The organism is Pseudomonas sp. PDM09 (genome assembly GCF_014852305.1).
Taxonomy (GTDB): Bacteria; Pseudomonadota; Gammaproteobacteria; order Pseudomonadales; family Pseudomonadaceae; genus Aquipseudomonas.
Genome location: NZ_JACVBI010000001.1, coordinates 534,277 through 547,598, shown reverse-complemented (window position 1 = coordinate 547,598; position 13,322 = coordinate 534,277). Strand labels below are relative to the sequence as shown.

At 61.0% G+C, this 13,322-nt stretch carries 10 protein-coding genes; 2 read left to right on the top strand and 8 right to left on the bottom strand.

Annotated elements, in window-relative coordinates; genetic code table 11:
- Positions 1-43 precede the first annotated feature (43 nt).
- Positions 44-883: a uroporphyrinogen-III C-methyltransferase gene (gene cobA, locus IB250_RS02490; protein WP_192342827.1), complete on the top strand. Its 840-nt coding sequence runs from the start codon at positions 44-46 to the stop codon at positions 881-883.
- Positions 880-2,373, top strand: coding sequence for a cytochrome D1 domain-containing protein (locus IB250_RS02485; protein ID WP_192342826.1), 1,494 nt, complete (start codon positions 880-882; stop codon positions 2,371-2,373). Before cobA ends, IB250_RS02485 begins: the two co-directional genes overlap by 4 nt.
- A 796-nt stretch (positions 2,374-3,169) precedes the next feature.
- Here the strand turns inward: IB250_RS02485 and IB250_RS02480 are convergent.
- From IB250_RS02480 to hemN, 8 genes are all read right to left on the bottom strand, one after another.
- Positions 3,170-3,913, bottom strand: coding sequence for an SDR family NAD(P)-dependent oxidoreductase (locus IB250_RS02480; RefSeq protein ID WP_192342825.1), 744 nt, complete (start codon positions 3,911-3,913; stop codon positions 3,170-3,172).
- Between the two features lie 115 nt (positions 3,914-4,028).
- Positions 4,029-4,556, bottom strand: a complete 528-nt coding sequence (locus IB250_RS02475) for a nitrous oxide reductase accessory protein NosL (RefSeq protein ID WP_192342824.1) — start codon at positions 4,554-4,556, stop codon at positions 4,029-4,031.
- Between the two features lie 31 nt (positions 4,557-4,587).
- The gene (locus tag IB250_RS02470; protein WP_063340241.1) at positions 4,588-5,418 is read right to left on the bottom strand and encodes an ABC transporter permease; all 831 of its coding nucleotides are present in this window, start codon (positions 5,416-5,418) and stop codon (positions 4,588-4,590) included.
- Positions 5,415-6,338 carry an ABC transporter ATP-binding protein gene (locus tag IB250_RS02465; protein ID WP_192342823.1) on the bottom strand — a complete coding sequence of 308 codons (924 nt, stop codon included), beginning with the start codon at positions 6,336-6,338 and terminating at the stop codon, positions 5,415-5,417. The genes IB250_RS02470 and IB250_RS02465 overlap by 4 nt, the downstream gene beginning before the upstream one ends.
- Positions 6,335-7,627, bottom strand: a complete 1,293-nt coding sequence (locus IB250_RS02460; RefSeq protein ID WP_192342822.1) for a nitrous oxide reductase family maturation protein NosD — start codon at positions 7,625-7,627, stop codon at positions 6,335-6,337. Before IB250_RS02460 ends, IB250_RS02465 begins: the two co-directional genes overlap by 4 nt.
- A gap of 27 nt (positions 7,628-7,654) precedes the next feature.
- Positions 7,655-9,574 carry a TAT-dependent nitrous-oxide reductase gene (nosZ, locus tag IB250_RS02455; RefSeq protein ID WP_063340244.1) on the bottom strand — a complete coding sequence of 640 codons (1,920 nt, stop codon included), beginning with the start codon at positions 9,572-9,574 and terminating at the stop codon, positions 7,655-7,657.
- Between the two features lie 55 nt (positions 9,575-9,629).
- A complete protein-coding gene (gene nosR, locus IB250_RS02450) occupies positions 9,630-11,810 on the bottom strand; it encodes a transcriptional regulator NosR (RefSeq protein WP_192342821.1) in 2,181 nt (726 codons plus the stop codon).
- A gap of 109 nt (positions 11,811-11,919) precedes the next feature.
- Positions 11,920-13,308, bottom strand: a complete 1,389-nt coding sequence (gene hemN, locus IB250_RS02445; protein WP_192342820.1) for an oxygen-independent coproporphyrinogen III oxidase — start codon at positions 13,306-13,308, stop codon at positions 11,920-11,922.
- Positions 13,309-13,322 lie beyond the last annotated feature (14 nt).

Sequence of the window (13,322 nt, the reverse complement as noted above, 5' to 3'; positions counted from 1 at the left end):
AAGGATGGGGCCGGCCCACCTGATGAAGAACCAAGGACGTCCCATGCACCCATCGATTGTTTTACCGGCCGCACTTGCGTCCCCGTTCAGACCGGGCGAAGTGGCCCTGGTCGGCGCCGGCCCCGGTGATCCACGCTTGCTGACCTTGCGTGCCTGGAGCCTGTTGATGCAGGCCGACGCCGTGGTTTACGACCGCCTGATCAGCCCCGAGCTGCTGACGCTGATCCCCCTCACCTGCGCCCGGCATTACGTCGGCAAGGCCAGCGGCTGCCATAGCCTGCCCCAGGAACAGATCAACGAACTGCTCGCCGACCTCGCCGATCAGGGGCAGCGCGTGGTCCGACTCAAGGGCGGCGACCCGTTCATATTCGGCCGTGGCGCCGAGGAGCTGGAGTATCTGCTGCAACGCAACATTGACTGCCAGGTGGTCCCGGGCATTACCGCCGCTTCCGGCTGCAGTGCTTACGCCGGCATCCCGCTGACCCACCGGGACCTGGTCAACTCCTGCCGCTTCATCACCGGTCATTTGCAACGCGATGGTGAGTTGCAACTGCCCTGGAGCAGCCTCGCCGACAGTACCCAGACCCTGGTGTTTTACATGGGGTTATCGAACCTCGGAATTATCGCCCAGCGCTTGATCGAAGCCGGAATGGCCGCCGATACACCGGCGGCGCTGATCAGCAATGGCACGCGTCCCGACCAGCACGTCGCCCGAGGCAAGCTGCACCAGTTGCCGACCCTGGCGCTGGATTGCCCACCGGGCATTCCGACGCTGACGGTGATCGGCAAAGTGGTCGATCTGTTCGCCACCCAACAGCAGGAATACCCGGCGCGCTTTTACTCCGCTCCCGTGTTGCAACGCCACGGCAAGGTGGCGATATGAGGCGCATGCTGCTTGCCCCATTGTTATGGATCAGTGCAGCCCATGCCGGTGCAGCGCTTCCATCCTCCGACGCGGCCGCCGACCTCTACCAACAACATTGCCAGCGCTGCCATGGCGCCAACCGTTTCGGCGGTACGGGGCCGGCCTTGCTGCCGGAGAGTCTGAGCCGGATCAAACCCGATGAAATCCGCAGCGTCATCCAGAACGGCCGCCCCGCAAGCCAGATGACCGGGTATGCCAACCTGTTCAGCCCGGCACAGATCGACGCGCTGGTGGACTATCTTCAGCAACCCCCCGCCACCCCGCCCACCTGGAATAACGACGACATTCGCGGCAGTCATTCCATCCTCGCCGACATCAGTAAACTGCCCGACACGCCCCAGCATGGCGCCGATCCGCTGAACCTGTTTGTGGTGGTGGAAGCCGGCGACCACCACATCGACATCCTCGACGGCGATCGTTTCGCAGTGCTGGCGCGGTTTGCTTCGCACTTTGCGGTGCATGGCGGGCCGAAGTTCTCCCCGGATGGACGCTTCGTCTACGTCGCCTCACGCGATGGCTGGGTCAGCCTGTACGACCTGCACAACCTGAAGCTGATCGCCGAGGTCCGCGCCGGGCTCAATACCCGCAACCTGGCGGTGAGCAAGGATGGCCGCTGGGTGCTGGCGGGCAACTATCTGCCGGGCAATCTGGTGGTGCTCGATGCCCGCGATCTGTCACTGGTCAAAACCATCCCCGCAATCGGCCAGGACGGCACCGCGTCTCGGGTCAGCGCGGTCTACACCGCCCCGCCACGGGACAGTTTCATCGTGGCACTCAAGGATGTGAAGGAAGTCTGGGAGTTGTCGAGCGCCGGCACACCGGACTTCGAACCACGACGGATCCAGGCCGAGGATGTGCTGGACGACTTTTCCTTTTCACCGGACTACAAGCAACTGCTGGCCACGTCGCGCAAGGCCAAGGGCGGCCAGGTGATCGACCTCGACAGTGGCAAGGTGGTCACCGACATACCGCTGCCAGGCATGCCGCATCTGGGGTCGGGAACCTACTGGAAACGCAACGGTGAGTGGGTGTTCGCCACGCCGAACATCAGCAAGGGACTGATCTCGGTCATCGACTTCAAGACCTGGAAACTGATCAAGGAAATTCCGACCCTGGGGCCGGGGTTCTTCATGCGCAGTCATGTCAACTCGCGGTATGCCTGGACCGACGTGTTCTTCGGGCCGGACAACGATGCGATCCACTTGATTGACAAACAGACTCTGGAAATCGCCCACACCTTGCGCCCGATGCCTGGCAAGACGGCTGCCCATGTCGAGTTCACTCGCGATGGCCGCTACCTGCTTTTGAGTATTTGGGCCAACGATGGCGCGTTGATTGTGTACGACAGCAATACCCTTAAGGAGATCAAACGCCTGCCGATGAACAAGCCGTCGGGTAAGTACAACGTGGGGAACAAGATTGAGTTTGTGGAGGGGACTTCGCATTAGGGCTTGGGTTTGGGTTTGGGTTTGGGTTTATATCCGTTTCTGCGGTAACGGCTGCTATTGGTTCCGCTCTTACAGCGGGTTACTTGGAAAAGCGCCAAGTAACCAAGCGCTTTTGCCCCTGTCGTTCGGTGCCTCGCCCAGGCTCGGCATGCCCTCGCTCCGGTCCTGCTCCGTGGGCCCGCCGCGATCGGCCATCCATGGCCGTGCGCGGCTAACCCGGCATCCATGCCGGGTTGCCCACTGCGCAGAACCTCCGCTCGGCCTCTCGAGGGGGCGAGTACCACAAAAGCACCGCGAGGCGGCCTACCGGCCGGCCTGCGTCCTCAACACCTGCGCGTACACCTGATCGTTCCCACGCTCCGCGTGGGAATGCATCCCGTGACGCTCCGCGTCACCAGTGCGCAGGACTCAAGTCTTGCGTCGCGAGCGGAACGCGGAGCGTCCCCGGCGGCATTCCCACGCAGAGCGTGGGAACGATCAGTGTGGGAAAGACTCCTGTTGCTTTGGCTTTGGCTTTTGATCTTGATCTGCCCCGTCGGAAGGCCGAGCGCAGGTTCTGCGCAGTGGGCACCGCGGCATGGATGCCGCGGTAGCCGCCCCCGGCCATGGATGGCCGATGGTGGCGGGCCCACGGAGCAGGACCGGAGTGAGGGTACCCTGAGCCTAGGCGAAGGGCCGTACGTCAGGGGCGAAAGCGTTTTGGTTACTTTGGCGCTTTTCCAAAGTGACCCGCCGTAAGGGCGGAACCCTAAGCAGCCGTTACCGCAGAAACGGATATGTACGCCGAGCTCACCCATCACCTCAACGTATAACCGTTATCAACCTTCCAATCCTGCCCATAGACACCCCGGGCGCCTTGGGACAGTTGAAAAATAATCACATTAGCCACCGCCGACGCATCGAGAAAATGACCGGGCAGCAGACGTTTGCCCAAGGTGTCAGCGATATCATCGAGCTCCCCATCGCTCAACCCCAGGTTGTCCCACATCGAGGTCGCGGTCGGCCCCGGCGAGACCAGATTGATGCGCACGTCATAACGCGCAAACTCCACCGCCAATGTGCGTGCCTGAGCCGCCAGCGCGGCCTTGCTGGCAATGCAGGCGGCCAGACCGGGAAAGCTCGAACCGGTCAGGAAACTACCGACAAACACCACCGAAGCCGGGCTCGCCAACTCACCGCGCAACGCCGCCAGGGTGTTCAACGCCCCGGCCCCATTGACCGCCCATTGGCGCTGGAAGGCCGGCATGTCCAGGCTGTCGGCCATTTCGGCAATGCCCGCGTTGGGCACCAGATAATCCACCCGCCCCAGCGCCGCTGCCCTGCGGGCCAGCCCTTGCAAGTCTTCCTCGCACGTGACGTCCCCGGCGCACCATTGCAGCCGTTCGCCGTAGATCTGCTGCAAGGCTGGCAAATCACCGGCAGTGCGTGACATCGCCAGCACCTTGACCCCACGCGGCAACAGCGCGGCGCACAACGCCAGGCCAATCCCGGAGCTGGCACCGGTGATCACCGCCAGACGATCCTGAAACTCGGTTTGCATCATGTTCTCCTGGGCATCGTTAATGCCAAGCACTGGGGACGTTGTGAGCCCCTATCTTTGAACAGACGCAGAAATACTGACTTGACGGCGATCACTTTTCTCGATGGCGCGCCGCTCAATGAGTCGAGTGCGACATCGCTGGCTGCTGCTGAAGTACCGCCTGATCGATCTCGCTGAACCGCAGCACACGACCGCCCTGGTCGGCGGCCAGTTTTTCCGCAGCCTGCTGACTGGAGAAGGACGCCAACACCACACCCATTGCCCCCTTGAGCTGGGTGCCGACCACGTAAAACGCATCCTTGGCATCGATCAGATGGGCATCATTGGGTGCGTTCCACGGGCTGCGGCCCATGTCGTGGACATACAACCGGGCCTCGCCATGATGATTTTCCGGTTGCAGCCACCAACCGATCATCTCCGCCGTGGAGCAGAATTTCTTGATGCCGCTGCGCTCGACCACTTCGCCCTTGGGCCCGGGGAAGCCGTCGATGATCATGCCGCAAACATGGCATTCATCACTGGGATGGAAGGCAGCGGCGGCGTCGCTGTAGGTGGCTTGCACGGGTTTGTCACAGGCCGCCAGCAGCAGGCCGAACATCAGGCCCGCCACGGCACGTACCGTCGTCGAATACAGATTACTCATCGTCAGATGCTCCAAAAACCAGGGTGTGAATTCATGTCGCCCGTCGACGGAACAGCAACCAGGCCAAGCCCAAAGGCACCGCCACCCACAGCAACAGGCACAACCAGAGCATCGAGCCCGGCACAGGCAAATCGCTGCCAAGGGTCAGCACGCCAGCGCTACCGGCGCCGGGCTCGAAACCGGAGAGATTGATCAGGCGATAGACGTCGGCGGGGTTGAGTAGCAGTAACCAGGGCAATACTTTCGGGTTGAACTGCCCTTCGCTGAGCACCAGCAGTGCCAACAGCGCCAGGTCGAACACCAGCACGAAGAAGAACCACACCCCCAGCGCCAGACCGGCGGCGGTGGATTTCTCGGCAGACACACTGCTCAGCACATAGGCCAGCCCTAGAAAGCCCCAACCCAGTAACGTCGACGACAGCATGAATCGTCCAAACGCCCAGAGCAGCAGGTTCAGTTCGACGTCCTCCACCAGCACCGCAATCGCGAGCATCGCGCAGCCGAAACCGATGAGGGTCGCCAGCGCCAGGATCAATCCGTGGCCGACGAACTTGCCGAGCAGAATGTGCCCGCGCCCCAGCGGATAGGTCAGCAACAGCAATAACGTGCCGCTTTCGTCTTCGCCGACGATGGCGTCATAGGCCAGCAGCAAGGCAATCAACGGCATCAGGAACGTCGCCAGGCTGGCCAGGCTGGCGATCGTGGCGGGCACCGAGGTGAAGCCCAATTGCCCGGAAGCCGCCGCCCCCAACCAGGCGATGCCGGTCGCCAACACGGCGAACAACAGGCTGATCGCCAACAACCAGCGGTTGCGCAAACCGTCATTGAATTCCTTGCGGGCCATGTTCCAGATCGGGTTCATACGGTCTCTCCACTGGGGGTCGCACCGACCCGGCCCATGTAATAGCGGTAGATGTCCTCCAGGGACGGTGGGTCGATTTCCACGTCGGCCGGCTCGTGTTCATTGAGCAGTTGGCGCAACAGGTCCAATTTGTTGCCATTGAGCGCAGCCACTTCAAGGCCCTCCACGCCCCAGCGCTGAGTGACATGCCCGGCGTTGTTCCAGGAGCGCTGCAACGGCCCGGCGTGCTTGAGCCCGTTGGCGCGAATCAGCGTCGGCAACCCGGCTTCCTCGCGCAGGCTGCGCAGACTGCCGAGGGCCAGCAGGCGCCCCTGGGTCAGAATCGCGGCACGGTTGATATGCGCCTCGACCCCCGGCAATACGTGGGAACAGAGAATGATGCTGGTGCCCTGGCTGCGTAGCCGGTCGAGTAACCGATAGAGGTCTTGAGTGGCGATCGGATCGAGGCCGACGGTCGGCTCGTCGAGCAATAACAAACGCGGCTCGCCAAGCAAGGCTTGCGCCAATCCCAGACGCTGGCGCATGCCTTTGGAATAGGTCTTGACCCGTCGATGCGCCGCGTTCGCCAAGCCGACTTCCTCCAGCAGCACGTCCACCTGCGCGGGCGCTGCGCCTTTGAGTCGGGCGAAATGTCGCAAGGTCTCCAGGCCGCTCATCTGCGGATAGAAGGTCACGTTCTCCGGCAAATAGCCCAGCAAACGCCGAACCTGCGGATCACTGGGCGTGCGGCCGAACACCCTGACCTGCCCTTCACTGGCCTGGAGCAGGCCAAGCACCAGTTTCATACTGGTGGTCTTGCCCGCGCCGTTGTGCCCGAACAAGCCGAGCACTTCGCCTTCGCCCAGGCTCAGGTTCAACTGATGCAACACGGTGGTGTACCCATAGCGCTGGCTGACGCCTTCCATGTCGATGACGTTCATGCGGTGGGCTCCTGGGTCAGGGGTTGGGTGGTGGGATTCATCAGCGGATGGCTGTCCAGGACGCCTGGCGATTTCATCACCGGAAAGGCCCGTTGCACCCAGCGCAGCAATTCGATCCCGGGGCTGTTCATCAACAGCCGCACCTGCGGGTACAGCCACAGCAAGCGGTCGACGTTGTCGTTGGGTTCGTAGGCGATATCGCCCAGGCCATCGTTGTTGCGATCCCAGCCCAGGTAATCGCTCCAGTAATTGCCCCGGCCATCCGCCGACCATTCCTGCAAGCGGGTGGCGACATACTTGACCTGTCGTTGGTTGCCGACAAAGGCGTTGTCGGCGATGCGGTTGTCTTCGGAACCGGCGGTGAGGTGAATGCCCACGGCGCTGTGCTCGAAGTGGTTGTGTTCGATGCTGTTGAACAGCGAGTTGTAGATGAACAACGCCTTGCCCTCGGCGCCGCTGATCATGCTGTCGCCGGTCGAACCGTCGCGCACGTCCGTGACGAAGTTATCGCGCAAGGTTGAATAGGTGATGTAGTTCATCAGGAAGCCGTAGTTCTGATCCTGTTCGGAGCGGTTGCCAATCACCGTGAGCTTGCGGCTTTGCATCAGGGCGTAGCCGGTACGGGTACGGCGGGTGGTATTGCCGATCAACCGGTTGTCGTTGGCGAACATGTAATGCACGCCGTAACGCAGGTCTTCCAGGGTGTTGCCCTGCAGCAGGTTGCCGTTGGAGGTGTCGATGTAGATGCCATCGCGGGTGTCGCGCACCTGGTTGCCGATGACCCGGGCGCCATGCACCGCATACAAGTGGATACCGTTGCCGCGATCCTGGGAGCGCAGCGCCGGATCCCCCTGGATACGGTTGTCGATCAGGCTCGCATCCTGCGTCCCGTCGACCCAGATACCGAAACCCTGGCCTTGCAGGCGATTGCCTTTGATCACCGCGCCACGGGCCGTGGGCTGGAGGAACACCGCCGAATTCATGGCCGTGAGGTCGTGCCCCCAGTCCAGAAAGGTACAGCCCTCGATCCGCACATCAGGCGCGCTGACGATCACGCCGTTACCCTGCCCTTGCGCTTGAAACACCGCGCCGGGCTCGCAGAGAATCTGCATCGGTTGATCGACGCTGAACGAGCCACGGTACTCCCCCGCCGGCAAGTGCCAGCGTTGTTCAGCGTCAACCCGCAACGGCAACGTGGTGATGGGTTGCACCGCCGCCAGTGCGCCGCCTGACATCAACAGGAGCACAAGGGCAATGGCCTTCACCGGACTTTCCTTGATTTCGGTCATCGGCCCGCTCCCGTCGATTGGCAACTGTCAGGCCCGCTCGACCTTCATGCGACCGACCATTTCCATGTGCAGCGCATGGCAGAACCAGCTGCAGTAGTACCAATGCAGGCCGGCCTTGTCGGCGGTAAAGGTGATGGACGAGGTTTGCTGCGGGCTGATCTCCATGCTGGCGCCATGGTTGGTCATGACGAAACCGTGGGACACGTCCTCGATCTGGTCGATGTTGGTGATGATCACGGTGACCTCGTTGCCTTGCTTGACCGTGAACTCGGTCAGCCCATAGGCCGGGGCCATGGAGGTCATGTAGACCCGCACATGATTGCCGTCGCGGATGACCTTGTTGTCGGTCTCCAGGTTGATCCCGTCTTTCTTGGCCAGTTCCACGGTGGCGGCGAAGAACGGGTCGTTGCGGTTCCAGATCTTTTGGGTCTTGATCTGGTCCCGACGCGCCAGGATGCAATCGTGGGGTTCGGCAAACGCAGGGCCGTCATGCACCAGCTTCATTTCGTCGCCGGAAATATCGATCAGCTGGTCGTTCTCCGGGTGCAGCGGCCCGGTCGGCAGGAAGCGGTCCTTGGAGAATTTGCACAACACCACCAGCCACTTGCCGTCCGCTTCACTGGTTTCGGTCAGCGAGGCGTGGTTGTGGCCGGGCTGGTAATGCACGTCGAGCTTCTGCTTGATGTAATTGACCTTCTCGCCCTTGTAGGCGCGTATCGCTTCCTCCATGTTCCACTTCACCACCTGACTGTCGATGAACAGCGTGGTGTAAGCATTGCCGCGACCGTCGAAGGTTGTGTGCAACGGGCCCAGGCCCAGTTCCGGCTCGGCGACGATAACCTCGCGCGGATCCTTGAATTTATCGGCGAACAAGTCGTCCAGCCGGTCGATGGCAATCATCGAGACCGTTGGCGACAGCTTGCCGTTGGCAATGAAGTACTTGCCATCGGATGAGGTGTTGAGGCCGTGGGGGTTCTTCGGCACCGGGATGTAGCGAGTGAACTCGGAGTCCTTGCCGTCGGTTTTACGACCGTCGACCACCGGCACTTTCGAGTCTTCCAGGGTGATGAACTTGCCGGCCTTGATCGCAGCCTCGATGCGCGGGATGTTGAACACCACGACCCAGTCGCGCTCGTTGCGCATCATGCCGCCAAGGTCGTAAGCCTTCTCCGAGTTGTAGCAGGTGGACGCGGCGTACTTGCCGGTGTAATCGGCGTCGGAGTTGTCCAGGTTGCCGTCGACGATCACCTGGAAGGCCATCTCCATTTTCTCGGCATCGATGGCGTTGAACATGGTGAAGCTGTTCTTGTCTTGCAGATCGAACGTGCGGCCGTCATTGGGGTGCGGGATGACGAATTCAGCATTGGCGAACACGTACTTGGTGTAGGGCACTTTTTGCAGACGCAGGCCGTGGATGGCCTGCACGTTCGGCACGGTGAGGATCTTGTCGCACTTCATGATGTCCAGGCGGATGCGCGCGACCCGGGAGTTGGCCTTGTCGTTGATGAACAGGTATTTGCCGTCGTACTTGCCATCGGTCATGGAGATATGCGGGTGATGGCAATCGCCGTTCTGGAACTTTGCACTGTCGCCCAGGATCCGTTTGCTTTCGTTGGTCAGGCCCCAGCCGGTGGCCGAGTCGACGTTGAACACCGGAATACGCATCAGCTCACGCATCGACGGCACGCCGAGCACCCGCACTTCGCCCTGATGACCGCCGCTCCAGAAGCCGTAATATTCGTCCAGCTCACCGGGGCCGACATGGATTTTCGCCTGCGCATCCTTGACCGCCGCGGCCCACGACTCGCGGCTGAACACTGCGCCGCCCAACGTCGTCGCACCCGCCAGCACCGCACCGGTGACGGCGCTGCTGCCCAGAAAACCGCGACGGCTGAGTCCCGCGTGTTCTTCTTCCTGCACGGGTTTTGTGGATTCTGTGTCAGTCATGTTGCGTACTCCTTGAAGGGATAAAACGGTCACTGCGCAGGGGCGCTCGCGAGCTTCATTCAGCCGCCTGCACTTGCACGACGGGTATCAGCTGCACCGCCACGGGTGCCGGTTTGCCGCGCTTCTTGCGCTTGTTGATCAGCGGCGGGCATTTGTCTTCGTTGTGGTAGGTCATCTGGCAATCGAGGCAGTAGTGGCACTCGTTGGCATTGATCCGGCCATCAGGGTGAATCGCCTGGATCTCGCATTCCTTGGCGCACAACTGGCAGGGGCTGCCGCATTCCTGGCGGCGCTTGAGCCAATCGAACAAGCGCAATTTGGTCGGGATCGCCAGCGCTGCACCCAACGGGCAGATGTAGCGGCAATAGACTTTGCGCGTGAAAATGTTGATCACCAGCAGCGCCACCGCGTAGAGCACGAACCACCATTGGCGGTCGAATTTGAGGGTGATGGCGGTTTTGAAGGGTTCCACCTCGGCGAACAGCTCGGCGGCGGACATCGATTCCAGGGAGATGCCGAAAAGCAGCAGCAAGATGATGTATTTGATCGCCCACAGCCGCTCATGCACCGCAAAGGGCAATTCGTACTGGGGGATTTTCAACTTGCGCGCGGCTTCGTTGATCAGTTCTTGCAAGGCGCCGAACGGGCACAGCCAGCCGCAGAACACCCCACGGCCCCACAGCAGAATGCTCGCGGCGGTAAAGACCCAGAGCATGAAGATCAGCGGATCGGTGAGAAACAGCTCCCAGCGAAAGTGCTCGAACAGCGCATGCACAAAGGTCAGGACATTGACCACCGACAACTGCCCCAAGGCATACCAGCCCAGAAAGACCACGGTAAAGAGCAAGTAACCACGACGCAGCCAGTGCAGAAAGCGTGGCCGGCGTGTGAGCTTGTCTTGCAGGAACAGGATGGCCGTGAGCAGCAACAACGCGCTCGCGAGGACGGCGATCTGGAAGTGTTTCTGGTACCAGATGTTCAACCACATCGGCCGGCTGGCTTCCTCGATGGCCGCCCGTTCTTCGGCACTGGGCGCAGGTCGCTCAAGGTAGGGTTCGGGCAGTTGATAAGGCAGTTCGAAGCTGCTGAAGGTGCCGCTGACCGGTCCCGTCTGACGCCGCACCAGGAGCTCCAGGGACCAGGGCGACCCCGGATCGAAACCGGCCGGTTTGCGCACAATGAACACCGACATTTCAGTGAACTCGGGTATGCCCTTGGCAAATACGTCAGAGAGCCGCTGATGGTCCATGTCGCGAAAGCTGATGACGTTGCCGAACTGGCGCAATTGCACCCGATCGAAAATCCCTCCGCGCACATAACCCGAGCCTTTATAGGAAAACAGCCCACGCCCCAGCACCACGATGGCCTGTTCGCCGGGTTTGAGTTCCTGCATGAGGAAGCGATATTGATTGTCGCCCAGCAGCGCACGGCCAATGGTCGGTGGGTTCAAGTCGGCGGTGTACAGCTCGATAAAGGTGTCATCGACTTGATCCGGGCCGGCGTTGTCGACGCCTTCGGCGTCGGTGCCCTTGAAGGCGGCATCGACCTGCCCACGGGTCAGGTTCAACCGGCGAATGGCGCCGTTACCGGTCAGTTGCTCCCAGGTGGCGGGCTCGTAGAAATCCTGGCGCACGGTGGCAGGTTTGTTTACCACCCCGCCCCTGTCCTCGATCAGCTTCAACGATACGGCCACCTCATGGACGGCACGCATGATGACCTCATTGACCACCATGGCGGTGACGGTTGCGCCGGCGATGGCATCCACGGTGACCGCGCTCGGATCGCTGGAATGCCCGACGACGACCCGTTGGCTGACCTTGATCCCTTTGTATCGGGCGCTGAAACCGTGGAGTTTTTCTTCGGGGATGCCGATCAGCAGAATCGGTTCGTGGTGCTCCAGCACATAGGCGTCCTGAATCACCCCGGCGGTGTCGAGAATCACCTGGGTGTTGATGGGTTTGCCCGAGTAGGCCGGAATATCCACCACATCCAGGCTCTGGAATACATACCCGATGACCTTGCCGGCCGCCGACAGCGTGCGTACCTTGAACGTGCCTTCGGCGGCGGACACCGAATCGGTTTGAGGGAAAACCTTCTCGATGCGCTGCTGCTCGATGTCGCCGTATGACTTGGCCTGCACCGTCGCGAACGCGGCGATCATCAGCAAGACCATCACCGCCAGCCCGACGCTCCAGATGCGCGGATTGCCAGGTGTCGAAGGCTGATGGCTTGTCATGAGCACGCTGATTTCAAAGGGGCTTGCGGCCATGTTAGGGAGCGCTGTGTGCCTCGCCCTTGATTGAAATCAACTCGATAAAATTCCTCGAGCCAAACGTCCCGACGCTTCAAACGGTGCGGGAAAACCGGCCTTTTTGCTCCCCTCCCAGATAGGCGTCAAATGCCATCGCGGCACTGCGCATCATCAAATGCCCTTGCGGCAACAGCACCAATTGGTCGCTGTGAATCTGCAACAATCCGTCACGCACCTGCTCGTCCAGTTGCGCCAGCGCATCGGCAAAATACTCGGTGAAGCAAATACCATGACCCGCTTCGAACTTGGCGAAATCGATCCTGCCGTGGCACATCAGGTCGCTGATCACCTCACGGCGCAGCAAGTCGTCGGCGCTCAAGCGGTAACCTCGATGCACCGGCAACAAGCCTTGATCGATACGGGCGTAGTACTGCGAAAGCTCCTTGACGCTCTGGCTGTAGCTGTCGCCGACCTTACCGATCGAAGACACCCCAAGGCCGATCAGGTCGCAGTCGGCATGGGTCGAGTAGCCCTGAAAATTGCGTTGCAGAGTGCCATGGGCGCGGGCCAGCGCCAGTTCATCGTCCGGCAAGGCGAAATGATCCATGCCGATATAGACATAACCGGCCTCGGTCAGGCGGCGGATGGTCAGCTCGAGCAACTCCAGCTTGCGCTCCGGTGGCGGCATGTCCGCCGGACGAATCAACCGTTGCGCGCGCACCAGCTCGGGTAAATGGGCGTAGCTGTAGGCGGCAATCCGGTCCGGGCGCAGGGCGATGATCTTGTTGAGGGTGATGTCGAAACTCTGCACCGTTTGCAGTGGCAGGCCGTAAATCAGATCGACGCTGATCGACTTGAATTGCGCCTCACGCGCCGCCGCGACCAGCGCGTAAATCTGTTCTTCACTTTGCTGGCGATTGACCGCCGCCTGCACGTCGGGATCGAAGTCCTGCACGCCGAAACTCAAGCGGTTAAAGCCCAATTGACGCAGCGACTGGATCTGCTCGGTATTGATGGTGCGTGGATCGACCTCGATGGAAAACTCATGGTCATCGCTGTCGTCCATGTCGAACGCCTGGTGCAGGCAGTCCATCAGATCCGCCAGCTGCTCACGGGTCAGATACGTCGGTGTGCCCCCGCCCAGGTGCAGTTGCGTGAGTTTGCGCGTGCTGTCGAATAAGGCCGCCTGCATCACGATTTCACGTTTGAGGTACGTCAGGTATTCGACGGCCCGATGGGTTTTCCGGGTAATGATTTTGTTGCAGGCACAGTAATAGCAAAGGCTCTTGCAGAACGGGATGTGGATATACACCGACAACGGCTTGGGCACCGTCGCCAGGTTACTGTCGGAGGCGGCACGCTGATAGTCGTCGACGGCAAACGCCTGATGAAACTGCGGCGCCGTAGGGTAAGAGGTATAGCGCGGCCCGGGGCGGTCATACTTTTCGACCAGGGTTCGATCGAAATCGAATGCAGGTTTCATGATCAATCAACTCG

Bases quoted from the DNA above. Each gene is read 5' to 3' on its own strand.
- IB250_RS02485 (WP_192342826.1), top strand. From the start codon at position 880: ATGAGGCGCATGCTGCTTGCCCCATTGTTATGGATCAGTGCAGCCCAT.
- IB250_RS02480 (WP_192342825.1), bottom strand. From the start codon at position 3,913: ATGCAAACCGAGTTTCAGGATCGTCTGGCGGTGATCACCGGTGCCAGC.
- IB250_RS02465 (WP_192342823.1), bottom strand. From the start codon at position 6,338: ATGAACGTCATCGACATGGAAGGCGTCAGCCAGCGCTATGGGTACACC.
- nosZ (WP_063340244.1), bottom strand. From the start codon at position 9,574: ATGACTGACACAGAATCCACAAAACCCGTGCAGGAAGAAGAACACGCG.
- IB250_RS02470 (WP_063340241.1), bottom strand. From the start codon at position 5,418: ATGAACCCGATCTGGAACATGGCCCGCAAGGAATTCAATGACGGTTTG.
- hemN (WP_192342820.1), bottom strand. From the start codon at position 13,308: ATGAAACCTGCATTCGATTTCGATCGAACCCTGGTCGAAAAGTATGAC.
- cobA (WP_192342827.1), top strand. From the start codon at position 44: ATGCACCCATCGATTGTTTTACCGGCCGCACTTGCGTCCCCGTTCAGA.
- nosR (WP_192342821.1), bottom strand. From the start codon at position 11,810: ATGACAAGCCATCAGCCTTCGACACCTGGCAATCCGCGCATCTGGAGC.
- IB250_RS02460 (WP_192342822.1), bottom strand. From the start codon at position 7,627: ATGACCGAAATCAAGGAAAGTCCGGTGAAGGCCATTGCCCTTGTGCTC.
- IB250_RS02475 (WP_192342824.1), bottom strand. From the start codon at position 4,556: ATGAGTAATCTGTATTCGACGACGGTACGTGCCGTGGCGGGCCTGATG.